Source organism: Phycisphaerales bacterium (assembly GCA_016699835.1).
In the GTDB taxonomy this organism is placed as follows: domain Bacteria; phylum Planctomycetota; class Phycisphaerae; order Phycisphaerales; family UBA1924.
Window position 1 is genome coordinate 1468110 of record CP064987.1, and the last position, 18260, is coordinate 1486369.

The window sequence follows — 18260 nt, forward strand, 5'->3', positions numbered from 1 at the left end:
TTCCTTCGCCCGCCCCAAAGCCCGGGCACACGCCCAGGCCGCTCCATCGATCGGCGTCCAACACTCTCGACCCTAGTTCACACCACCACCATGCTTGCACGCACAACGATCAGCACGATTGAACGCTCCGTGCCGCACGTGACTAATGCGCCGTCCACAACGAAAAAACCCGCGGCACAGGCCGCGGGCTTCTCGGACATCAGTGGTTCTCGGTCGGTTCACTACCCGAGCAACTGCAGCACGCTCTGCGATTGCTGGTTCGCCAGGGCCAGCGTCGAGATCCCCGCCGACGACAGGATCTGGGCCCGCGTCAGTTTGCTCGTCTCGGCCGCGAAGTCAGAATCGCGGATCTGGGACTCGCTCGAGGAGAGGTTCTCGAAACTCGATTGCAGTGATCGGACGTTGGGGTCGAGCACGTTCTTTCCAAAGGCGCCCAGGCGCCCGCGAAGGATCGAGATCTCGTCGATCGCCTTGTCCAGAATGCTGCTCGCGACCGTGAAGTTTCGGTTCTGGAAACTGTTCGCGATGTCGTTGGTCTGCCCGCTCTTGATGCTGGACAGGAACTCCACCACGCCCCCGGTCAGTGTGCCGCCCAGATTTGTCGCGGCGACCGACTGGATGCCCAGGTTCGACTGCTGCAGGGCGTTGATATCGGGCCCGAGTTGGAACTGCGACCCGCCGCCGGTGATGCGGAACTCCGTCGGCGTCGCCCCCGGGAGCGTCGCGAGGTCTTCGGTCAGGAGCAGGCGCATCCCCAGCGGTCCGGAGTTCACCTGGATCTCCAGACCATTGCCCTTCGCGAGGTTCCCATTGACCAGGGCCGAAACGTCGCGTCCGATATCGTTGTCCGCGGTCGTCATCGCGCCGCCCGGACCCGTGAGCGCGGCCCAGGGGAATGGCGTTCCAGCGACGATCGGCTGGTCGTCCTCGAACTTGTACGTCTGCCAGAATCCGGTCGTCGGGCCGCCGAGTCGCTTCACGGAGACATACTCGTCCGTGCCGTAGCCGCTGGACTTGAAGACCAGGCCCGAGGCGGCGTTGTTGTTGATGAGTTCGGCCGTCACCCCGGTGAGCGAGGTGAGGTTGTTGACCGCCTGGGCGACGTTGGCGAGAGACTGGCCCGAGGAGATCGTGATGACCTCGACGCCCTTGGCGCCGCGGACCTCGAGGTTGATCGCCGAGAGCGTGACACCCGCCGGCGTCGTGTTCCCGTTGTAGTAGAGCGCGCCGACCTGGGCGGAGTTGATGACGTCGACGGTGACGGCGAGGTTGTCGGTCTCGAGGAAACTGGCGTTGTTGACCCGCGCCAGGCTGATCGCGCTGGCCCGGACTCCGGACAACTTGTAGTCGAGCGAGCCGTTGAGCAGTTTCAGCGAGCCGAACGACGCCGTGTTCGAGATCCTGGTGATCGAGTCGATCGCCGAGTCGATCTGGAGTTGGTTCGCGTCCCGCTCATCGCGCGAGTTCGCGCCGGAGTTTGCGGCCTCCACCACCAGCGACTTGATCGAGTTCAGGAGGTCGTTGACCTCGGTGAGCGCCGCCTCGGTCGTCGAGATGACCGACCCGGCTCGCTCGCTGTTCTTGATCCCCTGGTTGACGCCCTGGATGTTCGATCGCAGGCGTTCGGAGATGATGAGCCCCGCGGGATCGTCGCTTCCGCGATTGATCCGCAGGCCCGTGCTCAGGCGTTCGAGCCTGAGATTCAACTCATTCTGCGTCTTGTCGAAGTTCGACTGCGCGATGACGCTCGCGATGTTCGTGTTGATGCGTGCCATGGCAATCCTCCGTGATCGCGCTCCGTTCGTCCGTACCTTCCGTTCGCGTGGACGCTTGTGTACCTCGGTTCAGCACCCCGCCTTAGGCCCCCGTGGCCTGCGACGGCGGACGGGACGACCCGCCCTCCTCCACACTCGGCCTCACCCCGGACGTGCCCGCCGTCAGGCGCGACGCGCGCCCGACGCGGTTCCGCAGCGGCCCGGGCGAGATCGCGCCCGAGATCGCCCCGAGCGACCCGCTCAGGCGCGAGGCCTGCTCGTTCTCCGTCCGGATCGCCTGGTACACCTCCTTGCGGTGCACCGCGATCCGCGTTGGCGCGGTGATCCCGAGCCGTACCTTGTCTCCCCGAATGTCCACGACCGTGATCTCGATCTCGTCGCCGATCATGATCGTCTCGTCACGCTGTCTGGATAGCACCAGCATGGATCCGCTCCTTGAATCCCGTGTCGTCGGCCGGACCGGCCCGTAGAACCGCGTAGCACGCCGTAGCGCAAGGCGAGGATTCCGTTCCCGCCCGCAAGGTCTCTCTCGTCGATCCCAGACTCAGGCCGACATCGCCCGAGCCGCCGCGCCCACACGCATGAGCGAGTGCCGCGTCGTCCAACGCTTCTCCGCGAGCACCATCTGCTCGCCCGACTTGCTGATCGTGTTGATCACCAGGGGGCCTTGCAGGTTGCCCGTCAACGTCTGATCCACCTTGTTCACAATCACAAAGACCTGCGCGTCCTCCAGACGCTCAAGCCCCAGTTCCGACATCTGCTCCGGGCGGATCGGCACCGAGTACTCGGGCACGAACAGGCTCGGATCCGTCACGACAAACGCCAGCGCCGGATCGTCCACCGACTGCAGCCAGAAGAAGCACGTGTCCTCCCCCGGCTCAAGCAGACAGAACCGGCGCCGATCCGAGAACCCAAGAAGCCCCTTGGGGAACTGGATCACGCGATCCTCCGCGATCTCGATCGTCCCGAAACGCGTTGTCCGAACCTCCATAGTCCTGCTCCGCATATCTCGGCCCGCTTCCAAGCGTCCAAAGGACCGATCCCGCGGTGGGATCGGGCGACGTCCTGTCTCGCCGAAAGGCTCAGGCCGATGAGCCTTCGGGCGTATTCCGCCTGGCGAGGGTCTCCCCTTCGCCGGCATCGCTACCTCAGGAAGTCCAGCAGCGTCAACTGCTGTCCCTGAGCCGTCACCCGCAGCGACGCTTCCAACTGCGTCTGCAGCAGGCTGAACCTCGTGGCCGCGGCGGCAAAGTCCACGTCACGAAGGTCGCTTCGGATCGACTCGTCGATCACCGCGCGATCCGATTCGCGCGACGCTGCCGATTCAACCCGTTGGGCATACCCCCCCACGAGTCCCCGCGTCTCCGCGAGGCGCGAGAGGGTCTGCTCGATGTTCTCTCCCGCAAGTGTGATGCCAGCCGTGTCCGAATCGTTCAGGGCGTCGCGAAGGTCGATCAGATGCGTGAAAAGGCTGTTCACCCGCACCTTCGCCGTGTCCGACCCGAGCAATCGCCCGGTCGCGGGGTCGTAGGTGGTGTCCATCAACCCCAGTTGCGACGCCGCGGGTGAGTTGTTCTTGTCCGTGACCAGAATCGCCCCTGGGAATGTGGGGTTCTGGAAGAGGAGCAGTCCGTTCGTCGTCGAGGTCAGCCCGATCTGCAAGGACGTCGCCGGGAGTCCCGCGGCGGTGAGCGCCGTCGAGATTTCGGAGCGGATCCGGGTTATCACCGTGTCCACGGTCGCCATGTCTTCGGGCCGGAGGTCCACGTCGATTGTCGTTCCCGCGGCATCGCCCAGCGTGATCGTGAAATCGATGTCACGCCCGGGGTCGGCAAGGCCCGTGGTCGGGTCCACGTTCCCGTCGACAATCTTGACGCCTCGGCCATCGTTGAAGTCCGCGATCCGCGTGTCACCCGAGAACGAACGAATACCTAACCGTGTGGCGGTCAGATTGGATCCGGCAACCTCCTCGATCGACATCGCCTGGTCCCGCGATCCGGCTGTCTCGTTGAGCACGTCGATCCCGGTACCCTCGGCATTGATCACGACCCGGATACCCATCCCCGAACTCTCGATCGCCGCCCGGATGTCTTCGAGTGTCGAGGCCGTGGAGAGATCCACCACCGCTGACTGTCCGAGGTTGTTGATCCGGATGGATCCGAGGGCGCCCGTTACGCCCTGGAGCGCGCCGATCGGCGTCCGCCAGGTCAAGTTCGGGCGGAGGTCGGGCGTGAACTCCTGAGATGGGTTGAGTGCCTGCGCTGGAACTCGACGTAACCCAAGGTCCAATCCCGACGTCCCTGAGGCGAGATCAAAGAACTCCAGCGTTCCTCCAGAACCACCGGTCAGATGGAACTGCAGTCCGTCGTTGGAGTAGGAGATCCCTCCGGGGCCGAGCACGGTCAGCCCACTGTCGGCCTCATATTGATTGATCGCTCCTGAGAGTCGCTGCACGACGTCGCCAATCGTGTCCGCGCCAGCGAGATCGACCTGCACGCGAGGCCCTGAGTTGAAGGAGAACTCCACGGTGCCGAGCGAGATCCCCGCGCCTCGCGCGCCGCCGAAGTCGGCAAGGCGCGTGTCGGCCGTGGGCCTCGGATTCAGATCGACCGACCCCTTGACGCGAGCCGCGGTCGCCGTGATCGGGTTCCCCGAACCGAGCGTGATGGGGACATTCCCCGCCGAGACGGTGTCGGTCACGAGCCCCGGGCCGTCGCCGATGTACCGATACCCGCCGCCGAAGGTCGCGATGGGTTGGCGTGAGGTGATCGAGCCGCCGAAGAGATACCCCGCCGGGCCCTGTCGCTGAGTCGTGTTCATCAGGCTCTCGAGGAGTTGGTCCACGATGACCGCCTGCTGGCGTCGCTGCTCGGGATCCGAGAGGACCGACAACTCCGTGCTCGCGATCGAGCGTGCGTCCAGGGCGATCGTGTTCGCCTCATCCAGCGCCGAGTCCAACACGTTCAGATTCGAGGTGGCGTGCTGGAGATTCCGCTGGGACTGCTCCGAGCGCATGAGCCGCTCGTTGAGGACGCCGATCGTCGCCGCCTTCACGGGATCATCGCTGGGCTTGGTGATCGCCACGCCCGACGACAACTGTTGCTGAGTCTTGAAATACTCGAGGTTCGTGCGCCCCAGGTTCCCCAGCGCCAGGCGGGACCACAGCAGGTTCGGCACTCGTGAGATGTTTCCCGGTAGGATCGTCATGCCCATCTCCTAGACGAGGTTGATGAGTTGCTGCGTCAACTCGTCCACGATGCTGATCAGTTTCGCCGAGCCCTGGTAGAGCCGCTGGTAGTTGATGAGGTCGATCGATTCCTCGTCGATGCTGACGCCGCTGAACGAGTCGCGCTGTGCCATCAGGCTCTCGCGCACCAGGCCCGCGGCGTTCGCGCGCGTCTGCGCCCCCGCCGCCTTCACGCCCAGCGCCTCGCCCGTCGATCGCCACGACTCGCTGATGCTCTGCCCGCCCAAGGACACGAACGTCTGGTCCTGCAACTGGGCGATCTTGAGCGACGTGCCGTTCTCGATGAACGCGCCATCGACGATGCGGCCGAGCGTCAGCCGGCTCGGATCGCTCACGAGATCCGACCGCACTCCGATCGACGCGGCGTCCGTTCCATTGAAGTACGAGTTCAACCCCAGCATCGCCACCACGTCCGACGAGTCCTCGCTGAACGAGAAATCGAACCCGTCCTGGGCCTGCACGCTGAGCCGACCCTCGGGCGTGATCGTCGCGGTCAGCCCGCTCACACCGCTGAGCGCCGTACGGATGTCCTCGACCGAGGTGTCGTCATCGAACCCCGGCGTTCCCGCGTTGGTGACGCCATCGAGATCGATGCTCACCCGCACCGTCTGCGTCGTGTTCGTCGAGAGGTTCCGCACGACCACATCAAATCCACCGCTCTTGGCGCCATAAGGCAGCGCCGCCGCCGACACGTTGTTCGGGTCATTGAGCGCCATCGCCTGCTCGGCGAGCGTCATCCCGAAGGTGCTCGTCGCCCCGGTGATTCCCGCGAGGTTTCGGCCCGTGCCGTGCAGGCGGTTGACCTGGAAGATCAGTTGCCCCGCGACCTGGTCGAGTTGCCCGAGGATGCGATCGACCTCCTCGGAGCGTCCCGAGAGCATCCCGCCGATGATCCCCGAGGAGATCTGGATCGAACTCGCATCGTCGCGCGTCGAGATCGACAGTTCCGTCGAGCCGTCAACCGTCACGCGCTTGAGTTGCAGCCCGCGCGACGTCCCACCCAGGACCACCGGCGTCGAGCCCACGAGCACGTCGTACCCCTGCGTCCCGTGGTCCACCACGGCCACGTCCATGTACTCGCTCAGTTGCGTGACCGCCTCGTCGCGCTGGTCGCGCAGCGAGTTCGCCGTCCCCCCCGCGACCTCGGCATCGGCGATCTGGCGGTTGAGATCCGCGACCGTGTCCATCAGGGCGCTCGCCTGCTCGACGGCGGCCGACAACTGCCCGTCCAACTGATGCCGCTGGTCGATGAGATCCTGCCGCAGCCCGCGCATAAACGAGGCGAGTTTCTCGCCTTGCTGCACGACCACGCCGTTCGCGCTCGTCTGGTTCGCGCTCTCCGACCACACGCGGAAGAACTCGCCCAACTCGCCCGAGAGGCTGTTGTCCCCCAGTTCGCCCAGGGTCGCCTCGATCTGCGAGAGGATCTGCGCCTGCTGGCGTGCCGCCGCCCCCGAGCCCGCGCTCGACCACAGGCGCGCCTGCAACGCCATGTCCACCTGACGCCGGATGTTGTCGATCGTGACGCCCCGGCCAACGCTGCCCAACGGCGGCGTGCGCGACCCCGGCGTCGGCGACAGGTTCAACAACTGTCGCGAGTACCCCGGCGTCGCCGCGTTCGCGATGTTATTGCCGGCGACCTGGATCCCCACCTGCCCGGCCGAGAGACCCGAACGACCGATCTGAAGCGCCGATGTGAGACTCATCGTCCGTACTCCTCAGATCTCAACTCTTCAAATCCAGTGACGACACGACCGCCCCGGACGCCTCGACATACCCGCGACGCGAGTACGTCCCCGCGTGGCTCAACTGCTTCCCGACCTGGCGGACCAGACCGTCCATGTGTGCCGCCAGCGTCGTCGCCGCTTGCTTGATCGCCGCGCTCAACTCCAGCCAGAGCCGCATCACCCCGCGGAGATCCTCGGCCTTTCGCACGAGCGATCCACGCCGAGGCTCGCCCACGTGCCCCGCGATGTCCGTGAGCGCCAGCGACTTTCCGGGCACGATGATCGTCCCGCACGCGTCACGCACCAGCGTCTGTCGATCCCGATCGAGCAGCGCGATCTCGCCAAGGATCGTGCCTTCAGCCTTGGTGAGTTCCTTCAACGCCGCCGTGTCCGCCAGCCGGAGCGCCTCGCGATGGGCGTGTGCCAACTCCACCAGACGCGTGTACCGCTCGCTCAGCCGGTCGAGCAGCGACTCCAGTCGCGTGCCCACGGCTTCGAGCGTGATCGGCGTCGATGCCTTCGCGTTCGGGTGCTTCGGATTGGCCGACTTTGCCGCCACACTCATGCCGTTCGCTCCACGCGGATGCCCACCTGGGGCGCCACCCCATCGCGTCGCAGACGCTGTGCCATGGTGTCCACCAGTCCCCAGTTCGACGAGTGCACCAGACGCCGCGCAAGAATCGCGTCCATCATCGAGCCAAACGTGCGCTCCGCCTCGTTGGGTTTGAACGGCTCGGCGGCCTGGTTCGACGCCCGCATCTGCGACAGAATCGGCTGCACGAGCGCGATCGCCACCAACTCCTCCGCACTCTCGCGAGCCTCGTCCTTCTTGCCACTCGTTTTCGTTCGAGGATCCGTCGTTGCGCTCACTCTACCCATCACGCTCGCAAACGAATCCCGTTCATCCCCAACCCGATCGCGTGACACCCGGGCCAAACCACCCGGCGCACCAGCACCAGTGGCGCCCATGCGCCCGATCGAGTCCAGTGCCATGTCTCCCACACTCGCCATCTCTGCGTTCCCGCTTCAAGATCTCACTGAATTCCCAGCAACACCACCTCTACCGATGCCAGTTGTCCGATGCCCGATGCCTTTTCCCCTGTGCCTCGTGTCTGGTGCCTTCCGTCTAATCCACAATCAACTCCGCGTGCAGTTTCCCTGCTTTGTGCAGCATCTCGAGGATGTTGATCTGTTCCGGCGCGGGGATCTTGAGTTGCTTGAACGCCGCCAGCAGTTCCGACAACTTCGCGTTCTCTGATTCGCGACCGCGCGTTCCCACGCCCACCCACTTGCCCTGCTCGATCAGCGGCCTCTGGGCCGAGGGCGTCGGCGAGGGCGTCACCGTCGTGATGCTCAGATCCTTCTGCGTGATGGCGACCGGGCTGATCTCGACGTCCGCCGTCACGATGATCGCCCCTCGACGCGCGTTGTAGATCACCCGCGCCCCAAGCCCGAGGAGACTCGGGTTCACATCGGCCGACTCGACCGCCGCGATGAACGCCGCCTTGTTCTCCCGCTCGTAATCCGGGATCTGCACGCGGATCGTTCGATCGTCAACGACTTTCGCGACGCCCGGACCCTGGGGCTGCGCCGCCGCGTTGATCGCCGACGCGATCTCCGTCGCCGCCAGATACCCCACGAACGCCGGATCGATGATCATCTCGAAGGAGTCCTCGATCGCCGCGGGGATGACCTCCTTGATCATCTGGGCCCCGCCGCGGATCCGTCCCACCGTCGGCGTTCCAGTATCCTCGATCTCGATTGGTCCCTCGGCGATCGCGAACGGCTCCACGTGCGACGCCGTCGGCCCGCGCAGCGGCGCGAGATACAGCATGCCACCCTTGAGGCTCTTCGCGCTGTTCACGACGCTCACGATCGCGTCGAATCGATCGTCAAAACGGGCCCCGGCGTCGGGAATCGTCACCGACACCGTCACCAGCGCGACCGACTTGCTCTGGCTGAGTTCCTGGAGGTTCTGCGGCGCGTTCCCCGAGCGTGTCAGCGCCGCCGCCAGCGGGCGGGCGACGACCAGCTCCTTCCCCGAGTCCCCCGTGGCGTTCAGGCCGACGACCAGCCCGAAGCCCTGGAGTTTGAACTGCCCGTGTCCTTTGAGTCGCGTGAGATCACCGACCGTCGTCGCCCGAGCCGTGCTCACCGCGAACGTCATCGCCACGACCAATCCAAGTATCCATGCACGCATGGCGAGCCTCCGCGCCGGCAACCACACAACGCACTCCGGCGTGCAAGGCCACCACGCAACCGCCATGCCATGTCAACCGAGTACGCCGCCCACCACGAATGCCGAATGACGAACCACGGGTGTCGATCTCTGATGCCCGATGCCTGATCCCAGATGCCCGAGCCTAGAAGTTGAAGAGAAACTCGAACAACCTCGGGATCAGCCCCTTCGTCGCGCTGTCCTTCACCTGACCCGAGTTCTTCGAGATCAGCGTCAACTCCGCCAGTTGCGTCGAGAGCACCGTGTTGCTCTCGGTCACGTCCTCGCGGCGGCATTCCCCAGACAGGCTCACCACCTGCTCCTCCTCGTCGCGCTTGATCGTCCGCTTGGCCTCGATCACCAGCACGCCGTTGGGCTTGACGTCGATGATCGTCGCCGTCACGCGGTCGGTGAACCGGTCGTCGCGCGTGTAGGTCCCCTCGCCCTTGAACTTGTTGGAATGCGAGACGTCCGCCCCCACGATCTCGCCGCCATCCTCGCTCGTGAGTTGCGCCTCGAGCAGTTTCATGAGGTCGGGGAACTTCTTGAGCGACGCGCTGAACGCCGCGTCCTTCTTCGTGTCCAGTTTCTGCGATGCCGACTGCTTGCTCGACTCGGCGATGATGATCGTCACCTTGTCGTGCACGTTGAAGTCACGAGGTTTCGGCGGCTCCACGATGATCAGACTCACCGCGCGCAGCCCGGCGTTGGGGTCCGGTGCCCCATTCTGATCCACCGCCGGCGGATCGGTGTGCTGGAGCAGCATCTGCGCCATCGCCACGGGCGCGAGCGACGCGCCCATAGCAAGACCTGCCATCACCGCCAACCGCACGATTCCATGCGTCCTGGTCATCGATTCGTCTCCAATGCCGCGGCCGACAGTTCCGGCGCGACCTCCACCACCACATGCCCGCGCCCCGCCACGCGCGCCCGGATCGGCTCCTTCGCGCCCGGCGTCTTGCACTCGATCACGTCCCCCTCACGCCCGGCGCCCAGCGCCACCGCCGTCACGCGAACCACGAACGATCCGCTCAGGCAGTCCACGGCCACGCTTTCCCCCTTGCGCACGACGATCGGCGTCTCGACCGCCCGCGACGAGATCACCTCGCCCGTCCCCACGCGCGACCGCACGACCGACCCCGCGGCCATCGACGATTCCACAGGCGACTCGGCGATCCCCACCCATCGCTCTTCGATCGCGACCTCGTCACCCTGGATCTCGTGCCCCCGCTCCATCGTCTGACGCGCCACCGCCACCGACCTCCGAACCAGCACGCGCCCGCGCACCGTCCCCGTCGCGACGACGCGATCTCGCTCGTAGACACGCACCACGAGGCTCATCCGCTCCGACTGGCCCATCGGCTGCACCGTCATCGTCCGCCCTTCGAGCGAGACCCTCGCGAGTTCCGTCGGCATCTGGTCCACCTCGATCCGGACGCCATCATCCTCCACGCCCACCAGCCGAGCCAGTTGCAACGCGATCGCCCGCACCATCACGTTGTCGCTTGCGACTCGTGATGTCGATTCCTTCCCGGTTGATCCCTTCGCCGCGCCAGGCTCGGGTGCCTCGATCGCCTCCTTCACGACAACCCGGCACTCGGCCCCCGAGAGCAGCAATCCGCCCCAGTTGATCCACGACTCACCCTTGAGCGCCCGCTCGACGTCGCGCACACCGATCGTCGTCCCACCACCACCCCCGCTGACCACCACGCCCGCCAATCGATCGGCATTCGGGCCCTCGATCGACGCCACATCCGCGAGGCGCACCACGACACCCGAGTCCACGAGCGCAACCCCACGAAGCCGCACGCGATCCGCACCGTCGGCGCCCACGAATCCGATCAACACGCCCAAGATGAGTCCCGCGATCACGCCCATGAGTACCTCTCTTATCGCGTCAACTGCCCGACGTTCCGGAGCGTCTCGTCTGCGGCCCGGATCGACTGGCTGTTCATCTCGAAGGCCCGCTGCGTGCGGATGAGGTCGATCAACTCACGCGTCGGATCCACGTTCGACGCCTCGAGGAAGTTCTGCGACAGTTTCCCTCGGTTCGCATCCCCGGGGAATCCTGTTGTCGGCGCCCCCGACGCGTCGGTCTCGGCAAAGAGGTTCTCGCCCACCTGCCGAAGCCCCGCGGGGTTCACGAACGTCGAGATCTCGATCCGCCCTGCCTCGGTCACGTTCGTGTCGCCGGGCACCACGTACGTCACCAGCCCGTCCGCCCCGATGCTGATGTCCTGGGCCTCGGGCGGGACCGTGATCGAGGGCTGCAGTCGCCGCCCCTGGTCGTTGGCCATCACGATCTCGCCGTCACGATTGAGCGCAAGATTCCCCGCGCGCGTGTACGCCACGCCGCCGCCGATCGCGTCCTCGGTCCCCACGACGAGGAATCCCTCGCCATTGATCATCACGTCCAGCGGGCGGCCCGTGAACTGCGCCGAACCCGACGCGAAGTCGAGTTGTGTCCCGCTCACCCGCGTCCCCAGCCCCACCGACAATCCGATCGGCCGCTGGTCCCCGTTCGCGTTCACGCTCCCCGGCTGGGCCTTCTCCACATACAGCAAATCCTGGAAGTTCACGCGGCTGGACTTGAACCCCGCCGTGTTCACGTTCGCCAGGTTGTTCGCTGTCACGTCGAGCGCCGTGTTGAGCGCCGAGAGCGCCGACGCCGCCGATTGCAGTGCATTGATCGCCATTCTTCGTTCCTCGTCATTCGACACCGCGGCTCAGTCGTGCCGCGGGCCGCTCATCCTCGACTTACGCCAGTCTCGCGAACGTGTTGAACAACTCCCCATTGAGCCGGTCGATCTGGCGCATCATGGAGATGTTCGCCTCCACCTCGCGCGACGCCGACGTGATCTGCATGATCGTCCGAACCTCATCCACGCCCGACTCCTCGACCGACCCTTGGATCAATCGTCCGGACGCCTCGGCGAACTCCGTCCCCGCCTTCGCTTCCAGCATCCCGTTCCCCAATGGCCGCAGCGCCCCGGGGTCGGCGACATCCACGAACTTCAACGTCGCCACCACCGCCCCGTTCTGGCTGATCCGTCCGTTCCCGTCGATGGTCACGACTCCACCAGCCGCGATCGCGATCGGCGACCCGCCGGCATCGAGCACCTCATACCCATCCGTCGTCACCAGCCGCCCCGCCGGGTTCCGGGTCATGCGTCCATCACGCGTGAGCGCGAACGATGCGTCTTCGCCCTCGCCCCCTTCGTCGCTGCCCGGCTTGAGCACCGCGAGAAATCCGCGTCCCTCGATCGCCACATCCAATGGACCACCTCGCGGGTTGATCGCCCCCTGCCCCATGTCCACGAGATTCGGCGCGAGCAGCACGCCGCCCTTGAGTCGCTCCAGGAGCGCGTTCGAGGGCATCTGTGACTCGCCATCCTCGACACTCGCCGCCGCCCGCTGGCGCGTCGCGGGGATCATCGCCTTGAACCCCACCGTGCTCGCGTTGGCGAGGTTGTTCGACAGGACATCCTGCCGGTACATCGCCGTCAGCACGCCCGTCGCCGAGATGTTCATGCCCAGGTCCACGACACTCACCCCTCAAAGGGCGTGCCATCACAACCCAGAATCCAGACCGCCTCACGAAACCCCTATCATCAGCCGATCAAACCACAAGCCAGCGACCGATCCCGGTCGCCGGCACGATGGAGTATCACCATGCCGCTCTACGAATACATCTGCGAGGCCGATGGCACCGTCCTCGAACTCATCCGCCCCACTGCTCAGGCCGACGCCCCCGTCGAAGATCCCGACGGCAAGGGCCGAACCTTCACGCGCACACTCTCCGTCTTCGCATCCAAGAGCGCAAATGCCTCCGCCAACTCACCTTGTGGTGGCAATGGCCCCGCCCCAGGCACATGCTGCCCCTGCGGCAAACGCGGGCACTAGGCCACAGACATCGCGCACTACTTGCGCTTCTTGACGGCGCCGATCGCCTTCACCGCCGCCTTCTTCACTGCACTGTGAACACCGGTCGCCTTGATCGCGTCATTAATCCTGTCCGCTATCCGATACCGGATGTTCTCCCGAATCAAACTGAACGCCTCGCTCCGCACCAGAACCGGATCGATCACGCTCGTCAGCGGCGGCGTGGGCGCAACCTCCGCCGGAAGGTGTGCCGTCCCCGACGCCTCCGCCAAGCGAACCTGCAACTCGCGCACCTGCATCTCGAGCGCCCCCACCCGATCCTGGGCCGCGAACTGATCCCAGAGGATCATCCGTGCCGCGATCGATGGATCGCGCGCCAGGCGCGCGTGCTTCTTCATCAGATACGCCCGCAGCGCCTGCTGACGGGGCAAGACCTCCGACCGGATGAGCGACCCCTGACGAAGGCGATACTTCAGGAGAAACTCCGGGATCGCCACGCCTCGGTGCCCGTGCTCCACGAGCGTGCACCACAAGTCCCAATCCTCGAAACTCGTGAGCCACTCGTCGTAGCCGCCGACATCGAGCACCGTCTGGCGTTGCAGGATCGAACCCGCGCCGGGGCCGCCGATGTTGTGGTACGGCAGCAAGTCCGGATCGCCCGCCAGCGGGATGTATCCCGAGACGACCTCCTCGGGATTCGTGTAGAAACTCGTGAACATGCTGCTCGCCCACGCCAGGTGCGGGTCGCGCGACACCACACGCAGCAGCGTCTCCACATACTCCGGCACACAGAGATCGTCGGCATCGACGGGCAGGACCCACTCGCCACTGGCCGCCCTGAATCCGACGTTCCGCGCGGAGCCCAGCCCGCCGTTACGCTTGTCGATGATGCGGTACCCCTGCGCGCGCAACTGGTCCAGAAGAGAGATCGCGTCGGCGTCCGTTGAGCCGTCGTTCACAATGATGAGTTCAAAGTCCTTGTGCGTCTGGTTCGCGAGCGATTCGAGCGTCGCGGGGAGGAACTCCGCCACGTTGTAGAACGGCACGATCACTGTGGCGCTCGGCAGTCGCTCCAGTCGCGGCCTCGCCGCCACGCGCTCGCCGCCGCCATTCGTTCCTCGCCCCCCCCGGCACTCCTCGATCACTCGCTCGAGTGCCGCGCCGACGCTCTCGATGCCGCTCAACGATACCGCGCGCTCGCGCGCCGACACCATCAATCGTGTCCGCAGCTCGCGGTCGCGGATCGCCCGTTCGAGCCCATCCGCCAAGGAGGCCGGATCATCCGCCCGCGTCACAATCCCATCGACTCCATCGCGCACGACCTCGGGCAAGGCCCCGGCATCCGACGTGACCACGCACGCCCCGACCCCCATCGCCTCGACGCACGCCAGGCAGTAACTCTCCCAGAGCGATGGGAAACAGCAGACGCCGCCGTCGGCGATCGTGCCGCGGATCGCCGCCCCCAGCCCCTCGCGATCGCGTGCCTCCTCGATCGTGAACCGGTCTCGAAACCGCCCACTCATCCGCCGCTCGAGATGCTCGCGCATCGAGCGCCCGAAGGGTCCCGTGTGTGTGTCGCCCCCGATGAACTTGACGCACGCCTCGACGCCGCGCTCGAAAAGCAGGTGCGCCGCCTCGACCAGCACCTGCGATCCCTTACAACACTGACTTCGACCAACACACACGATCGTCGGCACACTCCCCGCCTCCGCCTCGCCACGCCCAAAATCTCTGCGGATCTGCTCGAGATCGATCGGAAGTCGCACGATCCGCGTGGGACCGCGCTCCTCGCCCCGCTTCATCCCGCCGAGGTCCCGCGTCACGCGATCAACCATCGCCTGGGACGCCGACAGCACGACATCCGCCTCGCGAATGCTCCACTTCTCCATGTGCTCGATGTGGGCGTTCTCCGTCGGCAGCGTGTGCTTGCGGTCCACTTCTAGGCACGTGTAATGCGGCGTGTGCAGCCGCACGCCCAGCACGCATCCCGCGAAATCGCCCAGCGTTCGCTTGGCGCGCAGCGACCAGTACCCCTCTCCGGCGTACTCGGGAAACTCGATGTAATCGAAGGGCGTGTGCGCGTGCAACTCGCGGAGTTTCTCGAAGACCGCCATCGAGTACCGGTTCGCGTGGCTGTAATACGCCCCGGGAATCGCCGCGTGTCCGCGATGGATGACCACCTCGTGCGCCACCACGCCGGGAATGACCTCGTGCAGACGCACCGTGAGGTTCTCCGTTGGCACCGTCAGTACGTGCACTTCATGCCCGCGCGACACCAGCACCCGCGCCATCTCCTGCACGTACGTCGCCAGTCCGCCACCCACAAACGGCCTGACCTCGCGCGACACCAAACACACACGCATCAGAGACTCCTCGCCACCGCAGTAGGTCGGCTCTCCGAGCCGACATCGACTTTCTTCTACAGATCGCTCACGCCAGCAGTCACGCCACGACATACACGACCGTCGCTCGTCGTGAACCTTCGGGTCGGAATCATAGTTGGAAGGGCAGCCCGCTACCTGATCACGCGCCGGAACTGCGCACAAACTCCCGAACCCACAGCGAAGTTACTGAGGATAGAGCACAGATCGACACCAAGGTAGTTTGGGTAGGTGTCGATTCGGAGAATCGACCTACCTTGACGCCGCCCGTTTCGCCCGGATCGCCTCCAGCCGCTTCTTGTGGATCTCGCGGTCGGGCTCGAGCACCGTCAGCGCATGGATGTGGCGCTCGGCCGTCTCCAGATCCCCCGCTCGCAGCGCGATCGTCGCGGCATACTCCCGAACGCTCGGGCGATACGGCGCGATCCCCACCGCCCGCTCCACTCGCGCGCTCGCCGATTTCAGATCGCCCTCTGACGCGTACAGCCGCGCGAGTTCCAATGCGTACGCCGGTGAGTGCTGCTCTCGCGCGTCGAGAAACTCGAGATGCGTGACCGCCTCCTTTGTTTCCGCTCCACTCAACTCGCCGCGATCCAGGAGATATTTAGCGAGCACGCTGTGGGGCATGGGGTCCACGGGCCGGGCCGCAGCGTACCGCTCGAGAAGTCCCTTGATCTCTTCCGTCACCGCGCCCTTCGACTCGTCCATCAATCGATCGATGAGCATCTTCAGCACGTCCGGGTGCGTCGGATCCTTCTCCAGCCACGACCGCAACGTGGCCACATCCGCCAGTTTCTCCGCTGCCGCGCTCAAGGATCCCGGACCCTTGGTCACGTCGTTCATCTCGACCTCAACCGGCGCGTCCGCCACATCGCCAGCCGCAGCTATTCCCGCCTCCTCGTGCGCGCCATCCATCAACTGCTCGATCGTCTCGCGCCCAGGCCCCGCGATCATTCCCCACGAGATCGCCTGCTCCCGCGCCCACGCCTTGAACGCCTCGAGGAACTCCTCGCGCGACACGCTCAGCACCTCGCGGAACGCCTCGGGCTCGCGCTTCCCGCTCGCGTACAGATCCATCAGTTTCAAGGGTGCCTCGGCCCCAAACCGCTCGATCATGTACTCATACATCCACGCGCCCTGCGCATACGCCAGCGACCGATCGCTGGGTTTCTCCGGCCTCGCAAACGCGATGTTGATCGACTCGAAGTCGAACAGGTCCTCCTCCACCAGCGACTTCGTCAGCAGTTGCACCGTGTTGTAATCGCGCGGGTGATCCTCCAGATACACCGCGCTCGCCTCGGTGAACCAGTGCGGCAGGCGATTGCTCGTCCGTGACAAGGTCACCGTGTGCGTGAACTCGTGCTGGACCACCCGCTGCCAGTCGTAGGGACCCACGAGATGGTCCGTCCCCTCGCGCGGCGCCTCCATCGCGATGATCGGGCCCGTCGCCGCCGCGATCGTGTGCAACGCCGGCATCCCCGTGATCCGCACGCTGAACCACCGATGGTTCGGCATGAGTTCCACGAGCGTCTTCCACGTCGGCTCGTGCCGAATCCCGCCGGGGCCATCCCCGGTGACACGCGCGTAGATCCGCTCTAGCGGCGCGAGCATCTCCTTCGCCACGATCTCGTCCTCGCCTGGCTTGTAGCGCACCAGGAAGTGCGCGCTCTCCACCGTCGCGAACGAGCCGAGATCCCGCACGAGTTTCAAGGAGTTCTTCGCCCGCACGTTGAACGAGTCGAGCTCCATCGCCTTCTCGAGCGCCTCGCGCGCTTTGTCGTCGCGACCCGCCTGCACCTCGAGCAAGCCCAGTTCCAGCACAGGCTCGGCCCACTTGGGCGCCCGCCTCGCCGCCTCCTCTAGATACCGCGACGCGTCGGCATACTGGCGCGCCCCCGCGAGAGCCGTCCCCACCTCAAAGTACGCCTCGGGACTCCCCGGCGACATCTCATCAAACGCGGTCAAGAGCGCGTCAACCTTGGGAAAGTCGTACCGCAGCGACTCCGCCGCCGCCCGCAGCGCCAAGACCTCGCGCCACGATGGCTGCCGCGCGACCTGCTCATCCAGGATCGCGACGGCTCCGGCCGGATCTCCCTGCCGAAGCCGCGCCCTCGCGACCACCATCGCGCCCAATCCCGACGCCCCGATCGTCGCCTTGTCGCTCGTGCCGCCCGCCAGTTCGTCCAGCCGTGCCGCCACGCGCTCGGCCCTGGGGAAATCCATCGAATCCACCGCCATCAACCCGAGCAGATGCCACGCCTCGGCGCACCGAGGATTCAATGACAGCGCCTTCAGCAAGGACTCCCCCGCCTCCTGCGGATTCCCCTTGTCCCGCAGCAGAATCGCCTCGGCCAGCAGACCCTCCCACGACATCGTGTCCAGCCGATCACGCACGCGCCCGAGCACGTTCATGATCTCCTGATATCCAGAGGCCGGATCATCCGCGAGCGCCGCGACCCGCGCGCGCAGCATCAGCCCGCGCGCGGCCGCCACCACCGTCATCGCGTCGGCACTCTCATCGCGCGCCATCGCCGCCAGCCCCGCCGACGCCTCGATCGCGCCCTTCGAATCCCCGCGTTCGATCGCCGCGAGCGTCCGCAGGTAGGCCCCGCGCGCCGACGCATCGGTTCCCAGCAGCATCAGTCCGCGATCCAGATCGCCGCGCCGGATGCACGCCTCGGCACGATCCAGTGGGTCGGCCCCCTCGGCCGAAAATGCCGCGTCGCCATAACGCCCATCGATCAAGGCCGCCCGCGCCGCCAACGCCGGATCCGCCAGATCGGCCTCGGTCCAGCACCCGTACCGCACACGCAGCGCGCGACGCTCGGCTTCGTTCAGAAACTCCCGTGACACCAGCCGCGTCACGCTCTCCGAGGACGGCATCACCATCGGCTCGACGGCCACTCGCCCGCCTGCTCCAACCATTACGCTCGTCGACTCCGGCCCATCTGCAACCGCCGGCACCCACGCCACGCCGATCGGCAATCCGACCGCCAGCCAGATGGCCAGAGCCACCCGACGCCCTCTCAT

The 18260-nt window shown here is 65.8% G+C and carries 15 protein-coding genes; 1 reads left to right on the forward strand and 14 read right to left on the reverse strand.

From position 1 onward, the window contains the following. Window positions 1-221: 221 nt before the first annotated feature. The 12 genes from IPK69_06140 to IPK69_06195 form a co-directional block, all read right to left on the reverse strand. Window positions 222-1775 carry a flagellin gene (locus IPK69_06140; protein ID QQS10195.1) on the reverse strand — a complete coding sequence of 518 codons (1554 nt, stop codon included), beginning with the start codon at window positions 1773-1775 and terminating at the stop codon, window positions 222-224. 82 nt (window positions 1776-1857) lie between these two features. Further along, window positions 1858-2199, reverse strand: coding sequence for a carbon storage regulator CsrA (gene csrA, locus IPK69_06145; protein QQS10196.1), 342 nt, complete (start codon window positions 2197-2199; stop codon window positions 1858-1860). 120 nt (window positions 2200-2319) lie between these two features. Further along, a complete protein-coding gene (locus IPK69_06150; GenBank protein ID QQS10197.1) occupies window positions 2320-2766 on the reverse strand; it encodes a flagellar assembly protein FliW in 447 nt (148 codons plus the stop codon). A gap of 152 nt (window positions 2767-2918) precedes the next feature. Continuing rightward, window positions 2919-4982 (reverse strand): hypothetical protein, encoded by a 2064-nt coding sequence (locus tag IPK69_06155; protein ID QQS10198.1) that lies wholly within the window; start codon window positions 4980-4982, stop codon window positions 2919-2921. Window positions 4983-4991: 9 nt separating this feature from the next. Further along, a complete protein-coding gene (gene flgK / locus IPK69_06160) occupies window positions 4992-6728 on the reverse strand; it encodes a flagellar hook-associated protein FlgK (GenBank protein ID QQS10199.1) in 1737 nt (578 codons plus the stop codon). 19 nt (window positions 6729-6747) lie between these two features. Further along, window positions 6748-7314, reverse strand: a complete 567-nt coding sequence (gene flgN, locus IPK69_06165) for a flagellar export chaperone FlgN (GenBank protein ID QQS10200.1) — start codon at window positions 7312-7314, stop codon at window positions 6748-6750. Further along, window positions 7311-7619 (reverse strand): hypothetical protein, encoded by a 309-nt coding sequence (locus IPK69_06170; protein QQS10201.1) that lies wholly within the window; start codon window positions 7617-7619, stop codon window positions 7311-7313. Before IPK69_06170 ends, flgN begins: the two co-directional genes overlap by 4 nt. A gap of 256 nt (window positions 7620-7875) precedes the next feature. Beyond that, window positions 7876-8949: a flagellar basal body P-ring protein FlgI gene (locus tag IPK69_06175; GenBank protein ID QQS10202.1), complete on the reverse strand. Its 1074-nt coding sequence runs from the start codon at window positions 8947-8949 to the stop codon at window positions 7876-7878. Between the two features lie 163 nt (window positions 8950-9112). Next, entirely contained in the window at window positions 9113-9820 is a 708-nt protein-coding gene (locus IPK69_06180; protein ID QQS10203.1) for a flagellar basal body L-ring protein FlgH, read from the reverse strand. Beyond that, window positions 9817-10845, reverse strand: coding sequence for a flagellar basal body P-ring formation protein FlgA (flgA, locus tag IPK69_06185; GenBank protein QQS10204.1), 1029 nt, complete (start codon window positions 10843-10845; stop codon window positions 9817-9819). The genes IPK69_06180 and flgA overlap by 4 nt, the downstream gene beginning before the upstream one ends. 11 nt (window positions 10846-10856) lie before the next feature. Further along, window positions 10857-11663 carry a flagellar basal-body rod protein FlgG gene (gene flgG / locus IPK69_06190; protein ID QQS10205.1) on the reverse strand — a complete coding sequence of 269 codons (807 nt, stop codon included), beginning with the start codon at window positions 11661-11663 and terminating at the stop codon, window positions 10857-10859. 61 nt (window positions 11664-11724) lie between these two features. Next, window positions 11725-12498 carry a flagellar hook basal-body protein gene (locus IPK69_06195; protein ID QQS10206.1) on the reverse strand — a complete coding sequence of 258 codons (774 nt, stop codon included), beginning with the start codon at window positions 12496-12498 and terminating at the stop codon, window positions 11725-11727. A gap of 141 nt (window positions 12499-12639) precedes the next feature. Here IPK69_06195 and IPK69_06200 point away from each other — a divergent pair, with 141 nt between their 5' ends. Then, window positions 12640-12870: a zinc ribbon domain-containing protein gene (locus IPK69_06200; protein QQS10207.1), complete on the forward strand. Its 231-nt coding sequence runs from the start codon at window positions 12640-12642 to the stop codon at window positions 12868-12870. A 17-nt stretch (window positions 12871-12887) separates the two neighbouring features. Here the strand turns inward: IPK69_06200 and IPK69_06205 are convergent, their stop codons facing one another. Beyond that, window positions 12888-15212, reverse strand: a complete 2325-nt coding sequence (locus tag IPK69_06205; protein QQS10208.1) for a glycosyltransferase — start codon at window positions 15210-15212, stop codon at window positions 12888-12890. 270 nt (window positions 15213-15482) lie between these two features. Further along, complete coding sequence (locus IPK69_06210) at window positions 15483-18245, reverse strand: hypothetical protein (protein ID QQS10209.1); 2763 nt, start codon at window positions 18243-18245, stop codon at window positions 15483-15485. Window positions 18246-18260: the final 15 nt, after the last annotated feature.

Coding starts and splice junctions, on each gene's coding strand:
- IPK69_06140 (QQS10195.1), bottom strand. CDS start 1,775: ATGGCACGCATCAACACGAACATCGCGAGCGTCATCGCGCAGTCGAAC.
- csrA (QQS10196.1), bottom strand. CDS start 2,199: ATGCTGGTGCTATCCAGACAGCGTGACGAGACGATCATGATCGGCGAC.
- IPK69_06150 (QQS10197.1), bottom strand. CDS start 2,766: ATGGAGGTTCGGACAACGCGTTTCGGGACGATCGAGATCGCGGAGGAT.
- IPK69_06155 (QQS10198.1), bottom strand. CDS start 4,982: ATGACGATCCTACCGGGAAACATCTCACGAGTGCCGAACCTGCTGTGG.
- flgK (QQS10199.1), bottom strand. CDS start 6,728: ATGAGTCTCACATCGGCGCTTCAGATCGGTCGTTCGGGTCTCTCGGCC.
- flgN (QQS10200.1), bottom strand. CDS start 7,314: ATGAGTGTGGCGGCAAAGTCGGCCAATCCGAAGCACCCGAACGCGAAG.
- IPK69_06175 (QQS10202.1), bottom strand. CDS start 8,949: ATGCGTGCATGGATACTTGGATTGGTCGTGGCGATGACGTTCGCGGTG.
- IPK69_06180 (QQS10203.1), bottom strand. CDS start 9,820: ATGACCAGGACGCATGGAATCGTGCGGTTGGCGGTGATGGCAGGTCTT.
- flgA (QQS10204.1), bottom strand. CDS start 10,845: ATGGGCGTGATCGCGGGACTCATCTTGGGCGTGTTGATCGGATTCGTG.
- flgG (QQS10205.1), bottom strand. CDS start 11,663: ATGGCGATCAATGCACTGCAATCGGCGGCGTCGGCGCTCTCGGCGCTC.
- IPK69_06195 (QQS10206.1), bottom strand. CDS start 12,498: ATGAACATCTCGGCGACGGGCGTGCTGACGGCGATGTACCGGCAGGAT.
- IPK69_06200 (QQS10207.1), top strand. CDS start 12,640: ATGCCGCTCTACGAATACATCTGCGAGGCCGATGGCACCGTCCTCGAA.
- IPK69_06205 (QQS10208.1), bottom strand. CDS start 15,212: ATGCGTGTGTGTTTGGTGTCGCGCGAGGTCAGGCCGTTTGTGGGTGGC.